Here is a 17461-nt window from a genome sequence, read left to right on the forward strand (position 1 = left end):
CCGGCGATGAGCAAGGCGTCGTTCAAGACCCTGCGCGAAACCGCCGATCTGCGCCATTTGCGCCAGATCATCGCCGGTCTCGACGAGGGCGTGATCCTGATCGATCCCGACCAGAGCCTGCTCTGGGCGAACGACGCCGCGCTGGCGATGCACGGCGTGGCCGACCTCGCCGATCTGGGCGCGACGGTCGACGAGTATCGCGCCCGCTTCCAGTTGCGCTATCGCAACAACCACCGGCTGGAGGCCGACGATTATCCGATCGAACGGGTCGTCGCGGGCGACCGCTTTTCCGAAGTGGTGGTCGAGGTGATCGTCGCGGGCGAGGAGGAACCGCGCTGGGTGCATCAGGTGCGCAGCCTGGTGCTGAACGACGACGATGGCGGCGAACCGGCCTGCCTCGTGCTGATTATTCAGGACGTGTCGGCCCGCTACGAGGCCGAGGACCGGTTCGAACAGTCGTTCAACGCCAACCCCGCGCCCGCGCTGATCTGTCGCCTCAGCGACCTGCGGTTCGTGAAGGTCAATCAGGGGTTCCTCGACATGACCGGGCACCAGCGCGATCAGGTGCTGTGCAAGAAGGTCTACGACATCGACGTCCTGCGCCATGGCGACCGGCTCGACCTCGCCAAGGAACGCCTGGCCGAGGGGAGCACCATCCCGCAGATGGAGGCGGAACTGGAACTGCCCGGCGGCGGGACCAAGCTGGTGATCGTCGCCGGCCAGCCGATCGACATGAACGGCCAGCCCTGCATGCTGTTCACCTTCGCCGACCTCGAACCGCGGCGAAAGGCGGAAGCGGCGCTGCGTCATAGCGAGGAACGCTTCACCCGCACCTTCCAGCTGGCGCCGGTACCGATGGCGATCGGCGCGCGCGACGGGCATCTGCTGTGCGAGGTCAACGCGAGCTTCACCGAACTGACCGGCTACAGCGCGACCGAGATCATCGGCCGCCCGCTGGGCGAGGTCGAACTGTGGGAAGACGGTGCGATGCGCCGCGCGATCGAACAGTTGATCGACAGCGGCCATGACCTCCGCGGGCAAGAAGCGCGCATCCATGCGAAGGACGGCGCGACGATCGACTGCATCGTGTCGACCGAAGCGATCCGGCTGGGGGACGACGCCTGCGTCCTGTGGGCGTTCCAGGACATTACCCAGCGCAAGGCGACCGAGATGGAGCTGGTCGAGGCGATCGAGGCGGTGATGAAGGACACCAGCTGGTTCAGCCGGTCGATCATGGACAAGCTGGCCCGGCTGCGCACGCCGCAGGGCGTGGCGAGCGGTCCCGGCCTCGACCATCTGACGTCACGCGAACGCGACGTGCTGGCACTGATCTGTCGCGGCTATGACGACAAGACGATCGCCCGCACGCTCGACGTCGCGGCGAACACGGTGCGCAACCATGTCGCGCGCATCTACGCCAAGATCGGCGTCAACCGCCGGATCGCCGCCGTCGCCTGGGCCCGCGCGCGCGGCTTCGACGGCGAAGGCGTCAGCCTCGACAAATCCGAACGGGAGACGGCGTCATGAGCAACGACAAGGCAAAGGACGCCGCTACCGCCAAGACCAAGGCATCGGTTCACGAAGCGATCGGCAAGCTGATCGGCGACGACGCGGCACAGGCGCACGGCGCGGCCGAGCGGCCCGACACCGACCCCATCGAACAGGGCAAGCGCAAGCGCCCGTAACCCTTCGATTTCAACAGGAGACACTATGGCTACCAACCTATCCCACGGCCTCGCGCCGATAGATGAGACGCGCGTCGGCAAGACCGCGACCCGCCTGTCATGGGCCGCCGTGTTCGGCGGCGTCGTGATCGCGATCGCGGTGCAGCTGGTGCTGGGCATCCTCGGTGCGGGGATCGGCCTGACCATGGTCGACCCGGTCGAGGGTACGACGCCGGGCGCCGCGGGCTTCGGCATCGGTGCCGGCATCTACTGGCTGATCACCACCGTGCTGGCGCTGGGCGCGGGCGGCTATGCCGCGGCGCGCGTTGCCGGTGTAACCGAACGGTTCGATGCGCTGGTCCACGGGCTGGTCGTGTGGGGCGTCACGCTGATCCTGACGCTGTACCTGCTGACCTCGGCGGTCGGCGGCATCATCGGCGGTGCGTTCCGCACGGTCGGCGCGGTCGCCGGCACGGCAGGCAGCGCGGTCGGCGCGGTGACGGCGGCAGCCCCCGCCGCCGCGTCGGTCGCGGGCGTCGATGCGAACGACGTGCAGGACGCCGCGCAGGACGTGCGCAGCGAAGCCGCCGCGTATCTGTCGGACGCGCCGAACGATCCGGCACAGATGACCCCCGAACAGGCGCAGGCCGAGATCGCCCGTCAGCTGCCCGCGCTCGCCCGCGGCGGTGCCGAAGGCCAGCAGGCCGAAAGCCGCATCGTCGACATCGTCGCCGCACAGCGCAAGATCAGCCGTCCCGAAGCGCAGGCGCAGGTCACCCGCGCCAAGCAGCAGTTCGTCCAGACCAAGAACGAGACGATCGCCACCGCCAAGTCGGCGACCGACAAGGCCGCCGGGGCCGCAGCGGGCACCTCGTTCGTTCTGGTGCTGGCATTGCTCGTCGGTGCGGCCGCAGCCGGTTTCGGCGCAACCGCGGCGGCCCGCCGCCGGCTGCGCTGAGTGTCCGCGGCGGGCCAGCGTATCGGGTCCGCCGCACCCTCTTACGCACAAGGAGAAACCGCATGACCAAGAAGATCGCTCTGGGCCTCGTGCTGGCCGCGTCGGTGATGCTCGGCGCCTGCAACACCGTCAACGGCGCGGGCAAGGATCTGCGCTCGGCCGGGTCCGCCGTGTCCGGCGCCTCGGGCCAGGAAAAGAAGTAATCGCGCGCACCGCCCCCGTCATACCGGGGGCGGTGTCGCCTTGCTGCCGGGCAGCACCAGCGTCACCCGCAGCCCGGGCCGGCTGTTCTCGACCGTCATCGTCGCCCCCAGCCGCTCCGCCGCCGAGCGCACGATCGCGAAGCCCAGCCCGCTGCCCTCGCTGTCGCGGCTGGTCGACAGGCGGGTGAAACGCTGCCCCAGCCGCGCCAGATCGCCCTCGGGCAGGCCCGGCCCGTCATCGGCGACGATTACCACCGCACCCTCACCACTCCCCTCGGCGACGATGCTCACCTGCCCGCCCCGCCGGTTGTAGCGGATGGCGTTGTCGAGCAGGTTCGACAGGATTTCGAACAGCAACGTACGGTGGCTGGCGATCGCCAGCGCCTTGGGTGCGTCCAGATGCACCTCGACGCCCGTCTCGATCGCCTGCGCGATGCGGCGGTTGATGACCGCGATCGCCACCTCGCGCAGGTCGACGCGCTCGAACGGCGGCGAACTGCCCGTCTCCTCGGCCCGCGCCAGTGCCAGCAACTGCTTGACCAGATGCTCCAGCCGGTCGGCGGCATCGGCGATTTCGCCGAGCGCCGTCGGCTCCCCGCGCCGTGCCAGCGTCACCTGCAGCTTCAGCACCGCCAGCGGCGTGCGCATCTGGTGTGAGGCGTCGGCGGTGAAGCGCCGCATCCCTGCCGTAGCAGCGTCCAGCCGGGCGAGCAGATGGTCGAACGCCTGCGCCAGCGGCATCAGCTCGATCGGCAGCGGCCCGGTGTCGAGCGGCGACAGATCGGGGGTCGCCCGCGTATCGCGCGCCGCCACCGCACCGCGCAGCCGCGACAGCGGTTTCAAACTCCACGCCAGCGCCGGCCGGATCAGCAGCATCGCGACCCCGACCAGCAATATCTCCCCGACCAGCAGCGCGATCAGCAATTTGCGTTGCAGCGCGTGGCGGCCGTCCAGCGTCTCGGCCACCTGCACCACCACCGGCTGGGCGATGCGCGGCAACGACCGGCGCACCTCGGCGATGCGGATCGGCTGGTCGTTATAGCTGGCATAGCGAAACCGCGGCGTATCGAGCGCGAGGTCGGCGGGCCGCGGCGCCGACAGGTCGGCATAGCCGGTCAGCAACCGGTCGCCGACCGCGATCCGGTAATAGACATTGTCGCGCTCGCTATTCTCCAGCATCCCGAACGCGGCGGCGGGCAGGTCCATCGTCACTTCGCCGCGTTCGACCTGCACCGTCTCCGCGATCGCGCCCAGCGCCCCGCCCAGCACCCGGTCGTTGGTCCGCCGCACGACATCGGCGATCAGCGTCGCGCCCGCCAAGCCCAGCAGCACCGCGATCCCGATGAGCGGCGCCAGCATCGCCGCCAGCAACCGCGTGCGCAGCGCCAGCGCCTGTCCCCGCGCGTTACCTGGTGCGGTGCCGGCCCGCTCCCCCTCCCGGCCACCCACACGAGTATCCTGATGGGTGGCCGGGAGGGGGAGCGGGCCAGCACCGCCTTGGAATTCGCGTTTCCGCGAATTTCCGATCGGCGCTTCAACCGGCATCGAGCAAGTAACCGACACCACGCACGGTACGGATCGTCGGGCCATCGGGCGCCAGCTTGCCGCGCAGGCGGGTGATGTTCACCTCGATCGCATTGGGTCCGACCGGGTCGTCATAGCCGAACACTTCGGATTGCAGCGTCTCGCGCGGCACGATCTGTCCGGCGCGCGTCGCCAGCGCGTCGAGCACCGCCCATTCGCGCCGCCGGAGGTCGAGCACCCGCTCCCCCACTCGCGCCTGCGCCCGCGACCGGTCGAGCGTCAGCGACCCGATCACCAGTTCGGGCGTCGGATCGCCGCCCCGCCGCCGCCCCAGCGCGCGAATCCGCGCCTCCAGCTCCTCGGGCGCAAAGGGTTTGCGCAGATAATCGTCGGCACCCAGATCGAGTCCGCGCACCCGGTCGTCCAGCGCGTCGCGCGCGGTCAGCATCAGCACCGGCACCCGGTCGCCGCGCCGCCTGAGCGCCTGCAACACCGCGAACCCGTCGATATCGGGCAGCCCGACGTCGAGGATGGTCAGCGCATAGGGCTCGCCCGACAGCACCATCAGCGCGTCCTCGCCGGTCGCGACATGGTCCACCGCATGGCCCGCCGCGCGCAGCAACGCGACGATGCTGCGCGCCAACGCCGCATCGTCCTCGACGATCAATATCCGCATCGTGCGGCCGATCCGTGAAAGGCGGATGACAGGTTCGATCCATAGGCCATGGGTGCGAGCTTACCCGAACCCAGAGGCGGGAAGCGAGAGGACCTGGAAATGAAACGTCGCCTGATCCTGTTGTCGATGCTGATCGTTGCGAGTGCCCCGGCACTGGCGCAGCGGCCGGCCGGCTATCCGCGCTCCTACGACGCGCTGGTCGCGGCGGCACGGGCGGAGGGCGGCGTGCATGTCTTCGGCAATGCCGATGCGTCGGCGATGGCGCCGCTGATCGCCGCGTTCCGCCGGACCTGGCCGGGGGTCGTCGTCCGCTACGACGATCTCGAGTCGCGCGAAATCTACCGCCGCGTCGTGACTGCGGCGCGCACCGGCAAGGCGAGCGCCGATCTGGTGTGGTCGTCGGGCATGGACCTGCAGGCGAAGCTGATCAACGACGGCTATGCCCAGGCTTATCTCAGCCCCGAAAAGCCCGCTTTGCCCGCGAACGCGGTGTGGAAGAACATGGGATACGGCGTCACCACCGAACCCGTCGCCTTCGTCTACAACCGCCGGCTGATCCCGCAGGCACAGGCGCCGCGTACGCACGAGGCGTTCGAGGCACTGCTGCGCACCCGCCGCGCGGCGCTGACCGGCAAGGTCGCGACCTACGATCCGGCGCGTTCGAACGTCGGCTATCTGTATCTGGCGGAGGATTTCGCGATCACCCGCGACACGCGCTCGCTGGTGCAGGCGATGGCAGCGACCCGGCCCTGGCTGTCGCCGACCACCGAACCGATGCTCGATGCGGTCGCCGACGGCCGGGTGGCGATCGCCTACAACGTCGTCGGCCCCTATGCGTTGACCCGCGCACAGCGCGATCCGCGCATCGGCGTGATCTTTCCGCGCGACTACACCATCGTCGCCTCGCGCGTCGCCTTCATCGCCCGCGATGCACGGCGACCGGCGGCGGCGAAGCTGTTCCTCGACTTCCTGCTGTCGCGCACCGGCCAGACGCTGCTGGCCCGGCAATGGCTGCTGCCGGTGCGCCGCGACGTGCGCGCGCCCCGCCTGTCCCCCGAACAGCAGCGCCCGATCCGTGTGGGCCCACAGCTTCTCGTCAATCTCGACACGATCATGCGCCGCCGCTTCCTCGCCGACTGGCGCGCGATCCTGACTCAAGGAACCCCGCAATGACCCTGTTCCGCACCGGCTGCGCGCTCGTCGCGCTGATCGCCGCCACGCCCGCACTGGCCCAGACCCCGACGCAGGAGGAGCTGGCGGCGCTGGTCAAGGCGCAGTCGGCCGAGATCGCCGCGCTGCGCGCCCGGCTCGACCGGCTGGAGGGCACGCCGGTAGCCACGGCGCAGCCGGCGCCGACGCCCGCGCCCGCAACCCCGCCGGTCGTTCTGGCGCAGACCCCGTCGCAATCCGGCGGCAACGTCACCAGCCCGTTCGCACCGCAGCTCGTGCCTCCCGGCCCGGCCGAGCGCGATGTGGCGCAGGCGCGGCAGGCCAATGCCGCGGGCGTCACCACCGAATGGGGTGCGGGCCTGCCCGTCTTCCACTCGGCTGACGGCGTCTACACCTTCAAGCCGCGCGGGCGCATCCTGACCGATGTCAGCTCGACCTTCGGCTCCGACTATACCGCGCGCAACATCACGACCACCGGCATGCGGGCGCTGCGCCTCGGCCTCGAAGGCGGGGTCGGCACGCACTTCTTCTACCAGTTCGAAAGCGACTTTTCGGAGAACGAGGTCGATATCGTCACCGCGTTCATCGGCTGGCGCAACCGGATCGCGCCGGGCATCGATTACGACGTCCGCGCCGGCCACCTGTTCAACGATCGCGGGTTCGAAGGATCGACCGGGTCAGATTCGACGCCGTTCATGGAACGCACCGTCGTGTCGACCGCGATCATCCCGCAGCGCGGCTTCTACGGCGTCGGCATCATGCCGCGCCTGTTCTGGAAGACCGGCCACGCCTCGCTGACCGTCACTGGCGACCGCATCGACGGCAACCAGGGCGGCAACGACAGCCGCACCGTGCTGGCGCGCGCGCACTGGAACCCGATCAAGACCGCCAACAGCGTGCTGCACGTCGGCGCATGGGGCTTCGACGAAGGGCTGGCTGCCGGTGCCACCACGCTGACCCGCAACACCGTGATCGGCGGTCGCTTCAACGGCGCGCTGCGCGTATCGTCGGGGACGCTCCTCGGCGGCACCGGCACCACCGGCTATGGCGCGGAACTCGGCGGCTATGTGGGGCCCGTCTGGCTGATGGCCGAAGCGGGGCAGCGCCACGCGCGGCTCGACGCCGGACGTCCCGATTTCGTCAGCAAGGCGTGGAGCCTGTCGGGCGGGTGGTTCCTGACCGGCGATCTGCCGCCGTACAACCCGCGTCTGGGCAGTTTCGGCCAGCCGCGCGTGCTGCGCCCGATCTTCGAAGGAGGGCCGGGCGCGATCGAGCTGACCGCCCGCTACGAGAATCTCGACTACACCGACCTGCTGACCGGTGGGCAGGGCTGGGCCGCGACGATCGGCGCCAACTGGTACCTCAACAGCTTCACACGGTTCCAGGCCAATCTGGTCCACTGGAACACCGACAATCGCGCCGGCGCCTTTGTCGGGCCCGATGACGGCCAGACCGTCATGACCCGCATCGCCGTCACCTTCTGACCTCCCCGGGGAGCTTACCCATGGATCTCGCCCTGCTCGGCTTCCTGATGGTCGCCACCTTCATGACGCTCATCATGACCAAGCGGATGACCCCGCTGGTCGCGCTGATCGTCGTTCCCACGCTCTTCGCGCTGATCGCCGGCTTCGCCAGCGGCATCGGCGACATGATGATCGACGGCATCAAGAATCTTGCGCCGACCGGCGTGATGCTGCTGTTCGCGATCCTGTTCTTTTCGATCATGACCGATACCGGGCTGTTCGATCCGCTGGTCAACCGGCTGCTGCGGGTCGTCCACGGCGATCCGCTGCTGATCCTGATCGGCACGGTCGTGCTGTGCGCGATCGTCAGCCTCGATGGCGATGGCTCCACGACCTACATCATCACCATCGCCGCGCTGCTGCCGCTCTACAAGCGCTACGACATGAACCGGCTGTACCTGTGCTGCCTGCTCATGAGCACCAGCGGCATCATGAACCTGACGCCATGGGGCGGCCCGACCGCGCGTGCCGCCAGCGCGCTGAAGCTCGATCCCGCCACGCTGTTCCTGCCGCTGATCCCCGGCATGCTCGTCGGCCTCGCCTTCCTGATCGGCCTTGCCATCTGGTTCGGGCGCAAGGAACGCCGCCGCATCGGCCATGTGAAGGCCAATGGCCCGACCGCGTTCACCGGCATGGCGGTGTCGCAGTTCCCCGAAGCACGCCGCTATCACCTGCGCTGGTTCAACGGCGCGCTGACGCTGGCGCTGATCGCGGGCCTCGTATCGGGCATCCTGCCGCTGTCGGTGCTGATGATGCTGGCGTTCGCGGTCGCGATGATCGTCAACTATCCGCAGGTCGCCGAACAGAAGGAACGCATCGCCGCGCATGCCGGCAACGTCCTGTCGGTCGTCTCGCTGATCTTCGCCGCGGGCATCTTCACCGGCATCCTGTCGGGCACCGGCATGGTGGAGGCGATGAGCAAGGAAGTCGTCGGCTTCATCCCGCCGGCGATGGGGCCGTACATGGCGCCGATCACCGCCGCGCTTTCGCTGCCCTTCACCTTCTTCATCTCGAACGACGCCTTCTATTTCGGGATGCTGCCGATCCTCGCGGAGGCCGGAGCGCATTACGGCGTGTCGCCGATGGCGATCGCGCGCGCGTCGCTGATGGGGCAGCCGGTCCATCTGCTCAGCCCGCTGGTGCCCTCCACCTATCTGCTGGTCAGCCTCGCGGGCATCGATCTGGCCGATCATCAACGATTTACGCTGATCCCCGCAACGGCGGTCTGTGTTGTGATGACGCTTGTCGGTATGGCGGTACTCGCCTTCCCTTTCGTGAGCTGATCTGATGACCGAACTCTGGAACCATATCGTCGCCGACTTCGCCAATATCGGCAGTCCGTCCGCCCTCGCCGCCTTCACCCAGGTTGTGCTGATCGACATCATGCTGGCGGCGGACAATGCCATCGTCGTCGGCGCGCTCGCTGCCGGCCTGCCGCCGGCGATGCGCCGCAAGGTCATCCTGATCGGAGTCGGCGCCGCGCTGATCCTGCGCGTCGCCTTCGCCCTGGTCGTGACCCAGCTGCTGCAGGTCACCGGCCTCGTCTTCGCCGGCGGCCTGCTGCTGGTATGGGTGGCGTGGAAGATGTGGCGCGAGCTGCGCGACCATGAAGATGCTACGGGCGAGGAGACCGCGCTCAAGGCCGCTGCCCCACGCAGCTTCGCCAGCGCCGCCTGGGCCGTCGCGGTCGCCGATGTCAGCATGAGCCTCGACAACGTGCTGGCCGTCGCCGGTGCCGCGCGCGACCATCCCGGCATCCTTGCCGTCGGGCTGATCCTGTCGGTCGCGCTGATGGGCATCGCCGCCAACGTGCTGGCCCGCGTGATCGAACGCTATCGCTGGGTCGCGTATATCGGCCTTGCCGTCATCGTCTATGTCGCCTGCCGCATGATCTACGAAGGGCTGACCGATCCGGCCCGCGGCATCCTGCCCCTCTTCACCTGATACTGGAGCTTCCGGATGAGCCCTTCGATGCCGTTGGTCCTGTTGCCCGCCATGGGCTGCGACGGGCAATTATGGGCGCGGCAGATCGTCGATCTGGGCGATATGGCCCATCCGGAACTCGGCGACCTTACCGTCGACGACACGCTGGCGAAGATGGCGGCGCGGGTGCTGGCCCATGCCCCGCCACGCTTCGCCGTCGCCGGCGTCAGTCTGGGCGGCTATGTCGCGCTGGAAATGGTGCGGCAGGCGCCGGAGCGGATCGCGCGAATCGCCCTGTTCGGCACGCGCGCTACGCTGGCGATGCGCCCGCGGACGATGGGCGAACAGGGGCTGCTCGCCACCGCGCCGCACGCCGACCCGACGCTCACCCCGATCGTCAGCGGCCCCGTCCAGGCGATGGCCGAACGCGTCGGGCCGGAAGTGTTCGAACGCCAGCAGCACGCGCTGCTTGCGCGGCCCGACCTCGACGCCGCGATCGATGCGGTACGCGTGCCGGCGCTGGTCGCGGTCGGTGACCGCGACCGCATCTGCCTGGCCCAGGATGCCAAGGCGCTCGCCGACCGCATCCCCGGCGCCCGCTTCCACATCCTGCGCAACTGCGGCCATCTGGCACCGATGGAGCGCGGCGGCGAGGTCACGATGCTGCTGCGCGACTGGTTGCAGGACGGCGTCGGACGCGGCCGCTAAGGCCCCCATTCGGTTCCCTCGCGTACCGATCGAGTTTTCCGCCAAGTGTGAACGAGACAATTGTTTACCCGGTTACCCACTAACCGGTTAGTCTGTCGGCCATCGTAATGGAGAGCCGATAATGGACGCGAAGACCGGAGAGATGAGCGGCTGCCCGATCCACCAACCGAACACGGTTCGGTCGCTGGTGGGCCGTACCAACCGCGACTGGTGGCCCGATGCACTGCCCCTCGAAGTGCTCAACCAGGGCGGCACCTCGCCCGACCCGATGGGCCATGAGTTCGACTATGCCGAAGCCTTCAAGCAGCTCGACTATGCCGCGCTGAAGGCCGACCTGACCGCGCTGATGACCGACAGCCAGCCATGGTGGCCGGCCGATTACGGCAATTACGGCGGCCTGTTCATCCGCATGGCGTGGCACGCCGCGGGTACCTACCGCACTGCCGACGGCCGCGGCGGCGCGAACAGCGGACAGCAGCGCTTCGCCCCGCTCAATTCGTGGCCGGACAACGGCAACCTCGACAAGGCGCGTCGCCTGTTGTGGCCGATCAAGCAAAAGTACGGCAAGAACATCAGCTGGGCCGACCTGTTCATCCTCGCCGGCAATGTCGCCATCGAGAATATGGGCGGACCGGTGTTCGGCTTCGGCGGCGGTCGCCGCGACGTGTTCGAGCCCGAAAAGGACATCTACTGGGGTTCGGAAGAGCAGTTCGTCGGCCATCCCGACAACAAGACCCGCATCCTGCCCGAGGAAGAGCTGGAACTGGAACAGCCGCTCGCCGCGATCCAGATGGGCCTGATCTACGTCAACCCGGAAGGTCCCGGCGGCGTGCCCGACGCGATGCAGTCGGCGCGCGACATTAAGGAAACCTTCGCCCGCATGGCGATGAACGTCGAGGAAACCGTCGCGCTGACCGCCGGCGGCCATACCTTCGGCAAGGCGCATGGTGCCGGCGATCCGACCATGGTCGGCGAATCGCCGGAAGGTGCGGACATCTCGCTGATGGGTCTCGGCTGGACCAACAGCTTCGAAAGCGGGATGGGCGAACACACCACCACCAGCGGCATCGAGGGCGCGTGGGTGAACACCCCCACCGAATGGTCGGGCAACTATTTCCGCCTGCTGCTCGATTACGAGTACGAACTGGTGCGCAGCCCGGCGGGTGCCAAGCAGTGGCAGCCGATCGACCAACGGCAAGAGGACATGGCCCCCGCGGCGCATGATCCGAACCTGCGCGTGCCGACGATGATGACCACCGCCGACATGGCGCTGAAGGTCGATCCGGAGATGCGCGCGATCTCGGAGAAGTTCCGGAACGACCATGAAGCGTTCAAGGACGCCTTCGCCCGCGCGTGGTTCAAGCTGACCCACCGCGACATGGGCCCGAAGGTCCGCTACCTCGGCCCCGAAGTGCCCGAGGAAACGCTGATCTGGCAGGACCCGGTCCCCGCCGGCACCGCCCCGTCGGACGGCGATATCGCCGCGTTCAAGTCGGCAATCCTGAATGCCGGCTTCTCGATCGGCCAGCTGGTCAAGACCGCATGGGCTTCGGCATCGACCTACCGCCGTTCCGACCATCGCGGCGGCGCCAACGGTGCGCGCATCGCCCTCGAACCGCAGCGCGGGTGGAAGGTGAACGAGCCGGCGGAACTGTCGCAGGTCCTGTCGAAGATCGACGCACTGCGCGGCAACCTGTCGCTGGCCGATGCGATCGTGCTGGCCGGGAGCGCAGCGGTCGAGAAGGCGGCAAAGGACGCCGGCTTCGCAGTCGAGGTGCCCTTCACCGGCGGTCGCGGCGACGCGACGCAGGACTGGACCGATGCCGACAGCTTCGCGGTGATGGAACCGGTCGCCGACGGCTTCCGCAACTTCCTGAAGACCAAGCACAGCGTGAAGACCGAGGAACTGCTGCTCGACCGCGCGTCGCTGCTCGGCCTCTCGGTGCCCGAAATGACCGTGCTGGTCGGCGGCCTGCGCGTGCTCGGTGCGAACTATAACGACGCACCCGAGGGCGTGTTCACCGACCGCAAGGGGCAGCTGACCAACGACTTCTTCGTCAACCTGCTGAACAACGACACCTTCTGGAAGGTCGTCGACACCAGCGCCGACGAAGAGTTCATCGGCTATGACCGTGCCGGGCAGCACGAACGCTGGCGCGCGACGCGCACCGACCTGATCTTCGGGTCGAACAGCCAGCTGCGCGCGGTGGCCGAAGTCTATGCCGAGACGGGGCATGAGGAAAAGTTCGTCCGTGATTTCGTCGCGGCCTGGACCAAGGTGATGAATGCGGACCGGTTCGACGTGCCGCAGAACCACGACAGCGTGCAGCCGGTCGGCGTCGCCGAACCCGCCTGACCGTAAGGACGCCAACCGAAAGGGGGCGGCGTGGGAGCGATCCCGCGCCGCCCCTTTTTTGTGCGAACGAGATCGCCGGACGTCGGTGCATCGAAGGGGCTGCAACGTTATCCCGTCTACCCTGTCGTCGCGTTAAGCGGCGGCGGCCGAAAACTACGCAAAATGCGCAACCCCGCCAAGCGACAGGCGATCGGGTGCGTCGCGCAGGACGATCTGAGGCCGGATCACCATCAAGCGGAGCATTTGCGCCATCTGCTCCCCTCCCTTGGCAGGAAGGGAAGTGATAGCGCGAATGCTCCAGCGAACGTCGCTGATCCCAAAATTTGGCGAAAACTGCGCTGTTTTGGCGGAGAATTACGATCCCGCATCGATCGTCTCCGCGCAAAGCCTTGGAATCTCTGCACCCCGAAAACTGGCACGGTCGCTGCAATGGTGTCGGCATCACCGGAAACAACCCGGGACGCGCAGGGAGCCAACAGCATGACCGCCATTCGTTTCGCCATTTCGATCGCCCTCGGCCTCGTCGCCGCCACCTCGGCCTTCGCCCAACCCAAGGCGGTCCCGACCCCGACGCCGGTCAGCATCGCCGCCGCGTCGACGGCCGCGCTGCCGCTGACGATCACCATGGCCGCCGGCCCGGCCGCCGCCGCGTACAAGGCGTCGCCCAACGCCCGCTACTGCTTCCGGACGCAGCATAGCGGCTCGATCCTCCGCAAGACCGTCTGCAAGACCCGCAGCGACTGGCAGGCAAGCGGCGTCGACTTCGATGCGGCGCTGACCGGCCGCTGATCCGACCGGACCGCACGGCCGCGCCCCGCCGGGCGCGGCGGTACGTCATCCGGCGTACCGAGGACGATCGCGGTTGCACCAAATCGGCTCGGTAGCGTTATCTTCCCGTCGGGGCGCGTTCAGCGTCCACAGCGCCCATCGTTCCAGCGGGCGGGAAGGAAGAATCGATCCATGGCGGAGCCGTCCGAACTCGAACTGTCGCGCCGCGGCGTCCTGACCGGTGGGGCGGCGACCGCCGCGCTGGTCGCCACCCCGCTGCCTGCCCTTGCGCAGGGTCAGGCGCCCGCGACGCCCGCACCGACGATGCCGGTGCGGCTGACGGTCAACGGCACCGCCCGCGAACTGACACTCGACACGCGCACCACGCTGCTCGACGCGCTGCGCGAACATCTCCATCTGACCGGCACCAAGAAGGGCTGCGACCACGGCCAGTGCGGCGCGTGCACGGTGATGGTCGAGGGCAAGCGGATCAATTCCTGCCTGACGCTGGCGGTGATGCACGACGGCGACCGGGTGACCACGATCGAAGGGCTCGGCACGCCGGACAAGCTGCATCCGATGCAGGCGGCGTTCGTGAAGCATGACGGATACCAGTGCGGCTATTGCACGCCGGGGCAGATCTGTTCGGCGGTGGCGGTGCTCGACGAGATCAGGCGCGGCATTCCCAGCCATGTGCAGGCCGACCTGACCGCGAAGCCGCTCGCGACCAACATGGAAATGCGCGAGCGGATGAGCGGCAATATCTGCCGCTGCGGTGCCTATTCCAACATTGCCGATGCCATGGCGGAGGTCGCGGGCGCATGAGAGCATTCACCTATGAGCGCGCCAAGGACCCGGTCGAGGCGGCGCGCATCGTCGCATCGCGTCCCGGCGCGAAATTCATCGCTGGCGGCACCAACCTGCTCGACCTGATGAAGATCGAGGTGGAGACGCCGACTCATCTGGTCGACGTACAGGACCTGAAGCTCGACCGGATCGAGAAGACCCGCGACGGCGGCCTGCGCATTGGCGCGCTGGTCACCAACACCGATCTTGCCGCCGACGACCGCGTGCGGCGCGATTACGGCGTGCTGACCCGCGCGATCGTCGCCGGGGCCAGCGGACAGTTGCGCAACAAGGCGTCGACGGCGGGCAATCTGCTCCAGCGTACCCGCTGCCCCTATTTCTACGACACCAACATGGCCTGCAACAAACGCAAGCCGGGGTCGGGCTGTGCCGCGATCGGCGGCTATTCGCGCCAGCTGGGCGTGATCGGCGTGTCGAACGATTGTATCGCGACCTTTCCCGGCGACATGGCGGTGGCGATGCGCGTGCTCGACGCGGTCGTCGAGACGGTCGATGCCAGCGGCCAGCGCCGCTCGATCGCGATCGCCGATTTCCACCGGCTATGGGGCGACCGGCCCGATCAGGACACGGTGCTGCGGCCCGGCGAGCTGATCACCGCCGTCACCCTGCCCCGCCCGATCGGCGGCAGGCATTTCTACGAAAAGGTGCGCGACCGTGCCTCCTATGCCTATGCATTGGTGTCGGTCGCGGCGGTGATCCAGCGCGACGGCACCGGGCGCGTCGCATTCGGCGGCGTCGCTCCGCGGCCATGGCGGGTCGAAGCGGCCGATGCCCTGTTGCCACAGGGTGCCGCCGCCGTCACCGCTCGCGCGTTTCAGGGGGCAACGCCGACGAAGGACAATGCCTTCAAGCTGCCGCTCGCCACCCGCGCGCTCGCCTCCGTCCTCGCGCAAGCCGCCGACCAGAACAGGGCCTGACGCCATGAAGTTCGATTCCCCCGCCGGAACCAACCCGATCGACCGCAAACAGGCGGTCGGCCGCGCGCTGCCGCGTATCGACGGCCCGCTCAAGACCACCGGCCTCGCCCCGTACGCCTATGAACATCACCGTGAGGTGCCGAACGCCGCCTATGGCGCGATCGTCGGCGCAGGCGTGGCAAAGGGGACGATCCGCTCGATCGACACCAGCGCTGCGCGCGCCGCGCCGGGCGTCTTGGCGATCGTCACTGCGCAGGACGCCGGCAAGCTCGGCAAGGGCAAGATGAACACGGTGAAGCTGCTCGCCGGCCCGAGCGTCGACCATTACCATCAGGCGGTGGCCGTGGTCGTCGCCGAGACGTTCGAACAGGCCCGCGCCGCCGCCGCGCTGGTCCGCGTTGACTATGCGCGTACCAAAGGCCGCTTCGACCTCGACGATGCGCTCAAGACCGCCAGGCCGGCGCCGGGCGACGATGGCGAGGCGCGGGTCGGCAGCTTCGAAAGCGCGTACGCCGCCGCGCCGGTCAAGCTCGACGCCGAATATACCACCCCCGACCACACCCATGCGATGATGGAGCCGTTCGCGTCGATCGCGGCGTGGAATGGCGATGCGCTGACGGTGTGGACCTCGAACCAGATGATCGACTGGGGTCGCGGCGACCTTGCGACGACGCTGGGCATCCCGAAGGACAAGGTGACGGTCCTGTCGCCCTATGTCGGCGGCGGGTTCGGCGGAAAGCTGTTCCTGCGCGCCGATGCGGTGCTGGCGGCATTGGGGGCGAAGGCAGCGAAGCGGCCGGTGAAGCTCGCCATGTCCCGCCCGATGATGGCCAATAACGCGACCCATCGCCCGGCCACGCGCCAGCGTATCCGGCTGGGTGCGACCCGCGACGGCATGCTGACCGCGATCGGCCATGAGAGTGGCTCCGGCGACCAGCCCGATGGCGGTCCCGAAGCGGCGGTGAACCAGACCAAGCTGCTCTATGCCGGCGCGAACCGGCTGGCGGCGATGCGGCTGGCGGTGCTCGACCTGCCCGAAGGCAATGCGATGCGCGCGCCGGGCGAGGCGCCGGGGATGATGGCGCTCGAAATCGCGATCGACGAGATGGCGGAAAAACTGGGCATGGACCCGGTCGCCTTCCGCATCAAGAACGATACGCAGGTCGATCCGGCCGAACCGACCAAGCGCTTTTCGCAGCGCCAGCTGGTCCGCTGCCTGACCGACGGTGCCGACCGCTTCGGCTGGGCGAAGCGCAATACCAAGCCGGGGCAGGTCCGCGACGGCAAGTGGCTGATCGGCATGGGCGTCGCCGCCGCGTTTCGCAACCACGTCAACATGACGTCGGGGGCGCGCGTGCAGCTGTCGCAGGACGGGCGCGTGACGGTCGAAACCGACATGACCGATATCGGCACCGGCAGCTACACGATCATCGCCCAGACCGCCGCCGAGATGCTGGGCGTGCCGGTCGACGCGGTCGAGGTGCGGCTGGGCAATTCGTCCTATCCGGTATCGGCCGGATCGGGCGGACAATGGGGCGCGGCCAACGCCACCGCCGGCGTCTATGCCGCCTGCGTCAAGCTGCGCGAACAGGTGGCACAGCGGCTGGGGCTCGGCACCGATGCGGTGTTCGCCGAAGGTCGCGTGACCGGCGGCGGCCGGACGGTGGCGCTGCGCGACGCGGCGGCACAGGGACCGCTCAGCGCCGAGGACAAGATCGAGTTCGGCGACTTCAGCAAGCAATATCAGTTCGCCACCTTCGGCGCCCACTTCGTCGAGGTAGCGGTCGATGCCTATACCGGCGTCACCCGGCTGCGGCGGATGCTCGCGGTCTGCGCCGCCGGGCGGATCATCAACCCGATCTCGGCGCGCAGCCAGGTGATCGGCGCGATGACGATGGGCGTCGGGTCGGCGCTGATGGAGGAGCTGGCGGTCGACAAGCGCTTCGGCCTGTTCGTCAACCACGACCTCGCCAGCTACGAAGTGCCGGTCCATGCCGACATCCCGCATCAGGAGGTCGTGTTCCTCGACGAAGCCGATGACAAGGCCAACCCGATGAAGGCGAAAGGCGTCGGCGAGCTGGGGCTGTGCGGTGTCGGCGCGGCGGTGGCCAATGCGATCTACAACGCCACCGGGGTGCGCGTGCGCGACTATCCGATCACGCTCGACAAATATCTCGACCGCCTGCCCGCCATTGTGTGACGTT

Annotated in this window: 16 protein-coding genes; 14 read left to right on the forward strand and 2 right to left on the reverse strand. The window is 68.3% G+C overall.

The window, feature by feature from the left end:
* Positions 1–6 precede the first annotated feature (6 nt).
* From MF610_RS10700 to MF610_RS10715, 4 genes are all read left to right on the forward strand, one after another.
* Positions 7–1527 carry a helix-turn-helix transcriptional regulator gene (locus tag MF610_RS10700; protein WP_242196109.1) on the forward strand — a complete coding sequence of 507 codons (1521 nt, stop codon included), beginning with the start codon at positions 7–9 and terminating at the stop codon, positions 1525–1527.
* Positions 1524–1685, forward strand: coding sequence for a hypothetical protein (locus MF610_RS10705; RefSeq protein WP_242196110.1), 162 nt, complete (start codon positions 1524–1526; stop codon positions 1683–1685). The genes MF610_RS10700 and MF610_RS10705 overlap by 4 nt, the downstream gene beginning before the upstream one ends.
* Positions 1686–1710: 25 nt before the next feature.
* Complete coding sequence (locus MF610_RS10710; RefSeq protein WP_242196112.1) at positions 1711–2622, forward strand: hypothetical protein; 912 nt, start codon at positions 1711–1713, stop codon at positions 2620–2622.
* Positions 2623–2684: 62 nt separating this feature from the next.
* Positions 2685–2825 (forward strand): entericidin A/B family lipoprotein, encoded by a 141-nt coding sequence (locus tag MF610_RS10715; RefSeq protein ID WP_242196114.1) that lies wholly within the window; start codon positions 2685–2687, stop codon positions 2823–2825.
* Positions 2826–2843: 18 nt separating this feature from the next.
* Here MF610_RS10715 and MF610_RS10720 read toward each other — a convergent pair whose 3' ends face one another.
* Positions 2844–4274 (reverse strand): sensor histidine kinase, encoded by a 1431-nt coding sequence (locus MF610_RS10720; protein ID WP_339328523.1) that lies wholly within the window; start codon positions 4272–4274, stop codon positions 2844–2846.
* A gap of 85 nt (positions 4275–4359) precedes the next feature.
* Entirely contained in the window at positions 4360–5025 is a 666-nt protein-coding gene (locus tag MF610_RS10725; protein ID WP_242196116.1) for a response regulator, read from the reverse strand.
* 99 nt (positions 5026–5124) lie between these two features.
* Between MF610_RS10725 and MF610_RS10730 the strand changes: the two genes are divergently transcribed.
* From MF610_RS10730 to paoC, 10 genes are all read left to right on the forward strand, one after another.
* A complete protein-coding gene (locus tag MF610_RS10730) occupies positions 5125–6198 on the forward strand; it encodes an ABC transporter substrate-binding protein (protein ID WP_242196118.1) in 1074 nt (357 codons plus the stop codon).
* The gene (locus MF610_RS10735) at positions 6195–7679 is read left to right on the forward strand and encodes an OprO/OprP family phosphate-selective porin (protein ID WP_242196120.1); all 1485 of its coding nucleotides are present in this window, start codon (positions 6195–6197) and stop codon (positions 7677–7679) included. Before MF610_RS10730 ends, MF610_RS10735 begins: the two co-directional genes overlap by 4 nt.
* Positions 7680–7699: 20 nt before the next feature.
* The gene (locus MF610_RS10740) at positions 7700–9001 is read left to right on the forward strand and encodes a CitMHS family transporter (protein ID WP_242196122.1); all 1302 of its coding nucleotides are present in this window, start codon (positions 7700–7702) and stop codon (positions 8999–9001) included.
* Between the two features lie 4 nt (positions 9002–9005).
* Positions 9006–9662, forward strand: a complete 657-nt coding sequence (locus tag MF610_RS10745) for a YjbE family putative metal transport protein (RefSeq protein ID WP_242196124.1) — start codon at positions 9006–9008, stop codon at positions 9660–9662.
* Positions 9663–9677: 15 nt separating this feature from the next.
* Entirely contained in the window at positions 9678–10349 is a 672-nt protein-coding gene (locus MF610_RS10750) for an alpha/beta fold hydrolase (protein WP_242196126.1), read from the forward strand.
* Between the two features lie 121 nt (positions 10350–10470).
* Entirely contained in the window at positions 10471–12705 is a 2235-nt protein-coding gene (gene katG / locus MF610_RS10755; RefSeq protein ID WP_242196128.1) for a catalase/peroxidase HPI, read from the forward strand.
* Positions 12706–13185: 480 nt separating this feature from the next.
* Positions 13186–13494, forward strand: a complete 309-nt coding sequence (locus MF610_RS10760) for a hypothetical protein (RefSeq protein WP_242196130.1) — start codon at positions 13186–13188, stop codon at positions 13492–13494.
* A gap of 171 nt (positions 13495–13665) precedes the next feature.
* Positions 13666–14298 (forward strand): aldehyde dehydrogenase iron-sulfur subunit PaoA, encoded by a 633-nt coding sequence (paoA, locus tag MF610_RS10765; protein WP_242196132.1) that lies wholly within the window; start codon positions 13666–13668, stop codon positions 14296–14298.
* A complete protein-coding gene (locus MF610_RS10770) occupies positions 14295–15257 on the forward strand; it encodes an FAD binding domain-containing protein (protein ID WP_242196136.1) in 963 nt (320 codons plus the stop codon). Before paoA ends, MF610_RS10770 begins: the two co-directional genes overlap by 4 nt.
* A gap of 4 nt (positions 15258–15261) precedes the next feature.
* Entirely contained in the window at positions 15262–17457 is a 2196-nt protein-coding gene (gene paoC, locus MF610_RS10775) for an aldehyde oxidoreductase molybdenum-binding subunit PaoC (RefSeq protein ID WP_242196139.1), read from the forward strand.
* Positions 17458–17461: the final 4 nt, after the last annotated feature.

The organism is Sphingomonas hankookensis (assembly GCF_022664465.1).
Taxonomy (GTDB): Bacteria; Pseudomonadota; Alphaproteobacteria; order Sphingomonadales; family Sphingomonadaceae; genus Sphingomonas; species Sphingomonas hankookensis.

Excerpts from the sequence above, each read along its gene's own strand:
- MF610_RS10700 (WP_242196109.1), top strand. The coding sequence starts at position 7 with ATGAGCAAGGCGTCGTTCAAGACCCTGCGCGAAACCGCCGATCTGCGC.
- MF610_RS10705 (WP_242196110.1), top strand. The coding sequence starts at position 1,524 with ATGAGCAACGACAAGGCAAAGGACGCCGCTACCGCCAAGACCAAGGCA.
- MF610_RS10710 (WP_242196112.1), top strand. The coding sequence starts at position 1,711 with ATGGCTACCAACCTATCCCACGGCCTCGCGCCGATAGATGAGACGCGC.
- MF610_RS10715 (WP_242196114.1), top strand. The coding sequence starts at position 2,685 with ATGACCAAGAAGATCGCTCTGGGCCTCGTGCTGGCCGCGTCGGTGATG.
- MF610_RS10725 (WP_242196116.1), bottom strand. The coding sequence starts at position 5,025 with ATGCGGATATTGATCGTCGAGGACGATGCGGCGTTGGCGCGCAGCATC.
- MF610_RS10730 (WP_242196118.1), top strand. The coding sequence starts at position 5,125 with ATGAAACGTCGCCTGATCCTGTTGTCGATGCTGATCGTTGCGAGTGCC.
- MF610_RS10735 (WP_242196120.1), top strand. The coding sequence starts at position 6,195 with ATGACCCTGTTCCGCACCGGCTGCGCGCTCGTCGCGCTGATCGCCGCC.
- MF610_RS10740 (WP_242196122.1), top strand. The coding sequence starts at position 7,700 with ATGGATCTCGCCCTGCTCGGCTTCCTGATGGTCGCCACCTTCATGACG.
- MF610_RS10745 (WP_242196124.1), top strand. The coding sequence starts at position 9,006 with ATGACCGAACTCTGGAACCATATCGTCGCCGACTTCGCCAATATCGGC.
- MF610_RS10750 (WP_242196126.1), top strand. The coding sequence starts at position 9,678 with ATGAGCCCTTCGATGCCGTTGGTCCTGTTGCCCGCCATGGGCTGCGAC.
- katG (WP_242196128.1), top strand. The coding sequence starts at position 10,471 with ATGGACGCGAAGACCGGAGAGATGAGCGGCTGCCCGATCCACCAACCG.
- MF610_RS10760 (WP_242196130.1), top strand. The coding sequence starts at position 13,186 with ATGACCGCCATTCGTTTCGCCATTTCGATCGCCCTCGGCCTCGTCGCC.
- paoA (WP_242196132.1), top strand. The coding sequence starts at position 13,666 with ATGGCGGAGCCGTCCGAACTCGAACTGTCGCGCCGCGGCGTCCTGACC.
- MF610_RS10770 (WP_242196136.1), top strand. The coding sequence starts at position 14,295 with ATGAGAGCATTCACCTATGAGCGCGCCAAGGACCCGGTCGAGGCGGCG.
- paoC (WP_242196139.1), top strand. The coding sequence starts at position 15,262 with ATGAAGTTCGATTCCCCCGCCGGAACCAACCCGATCGACCGCAAACAG.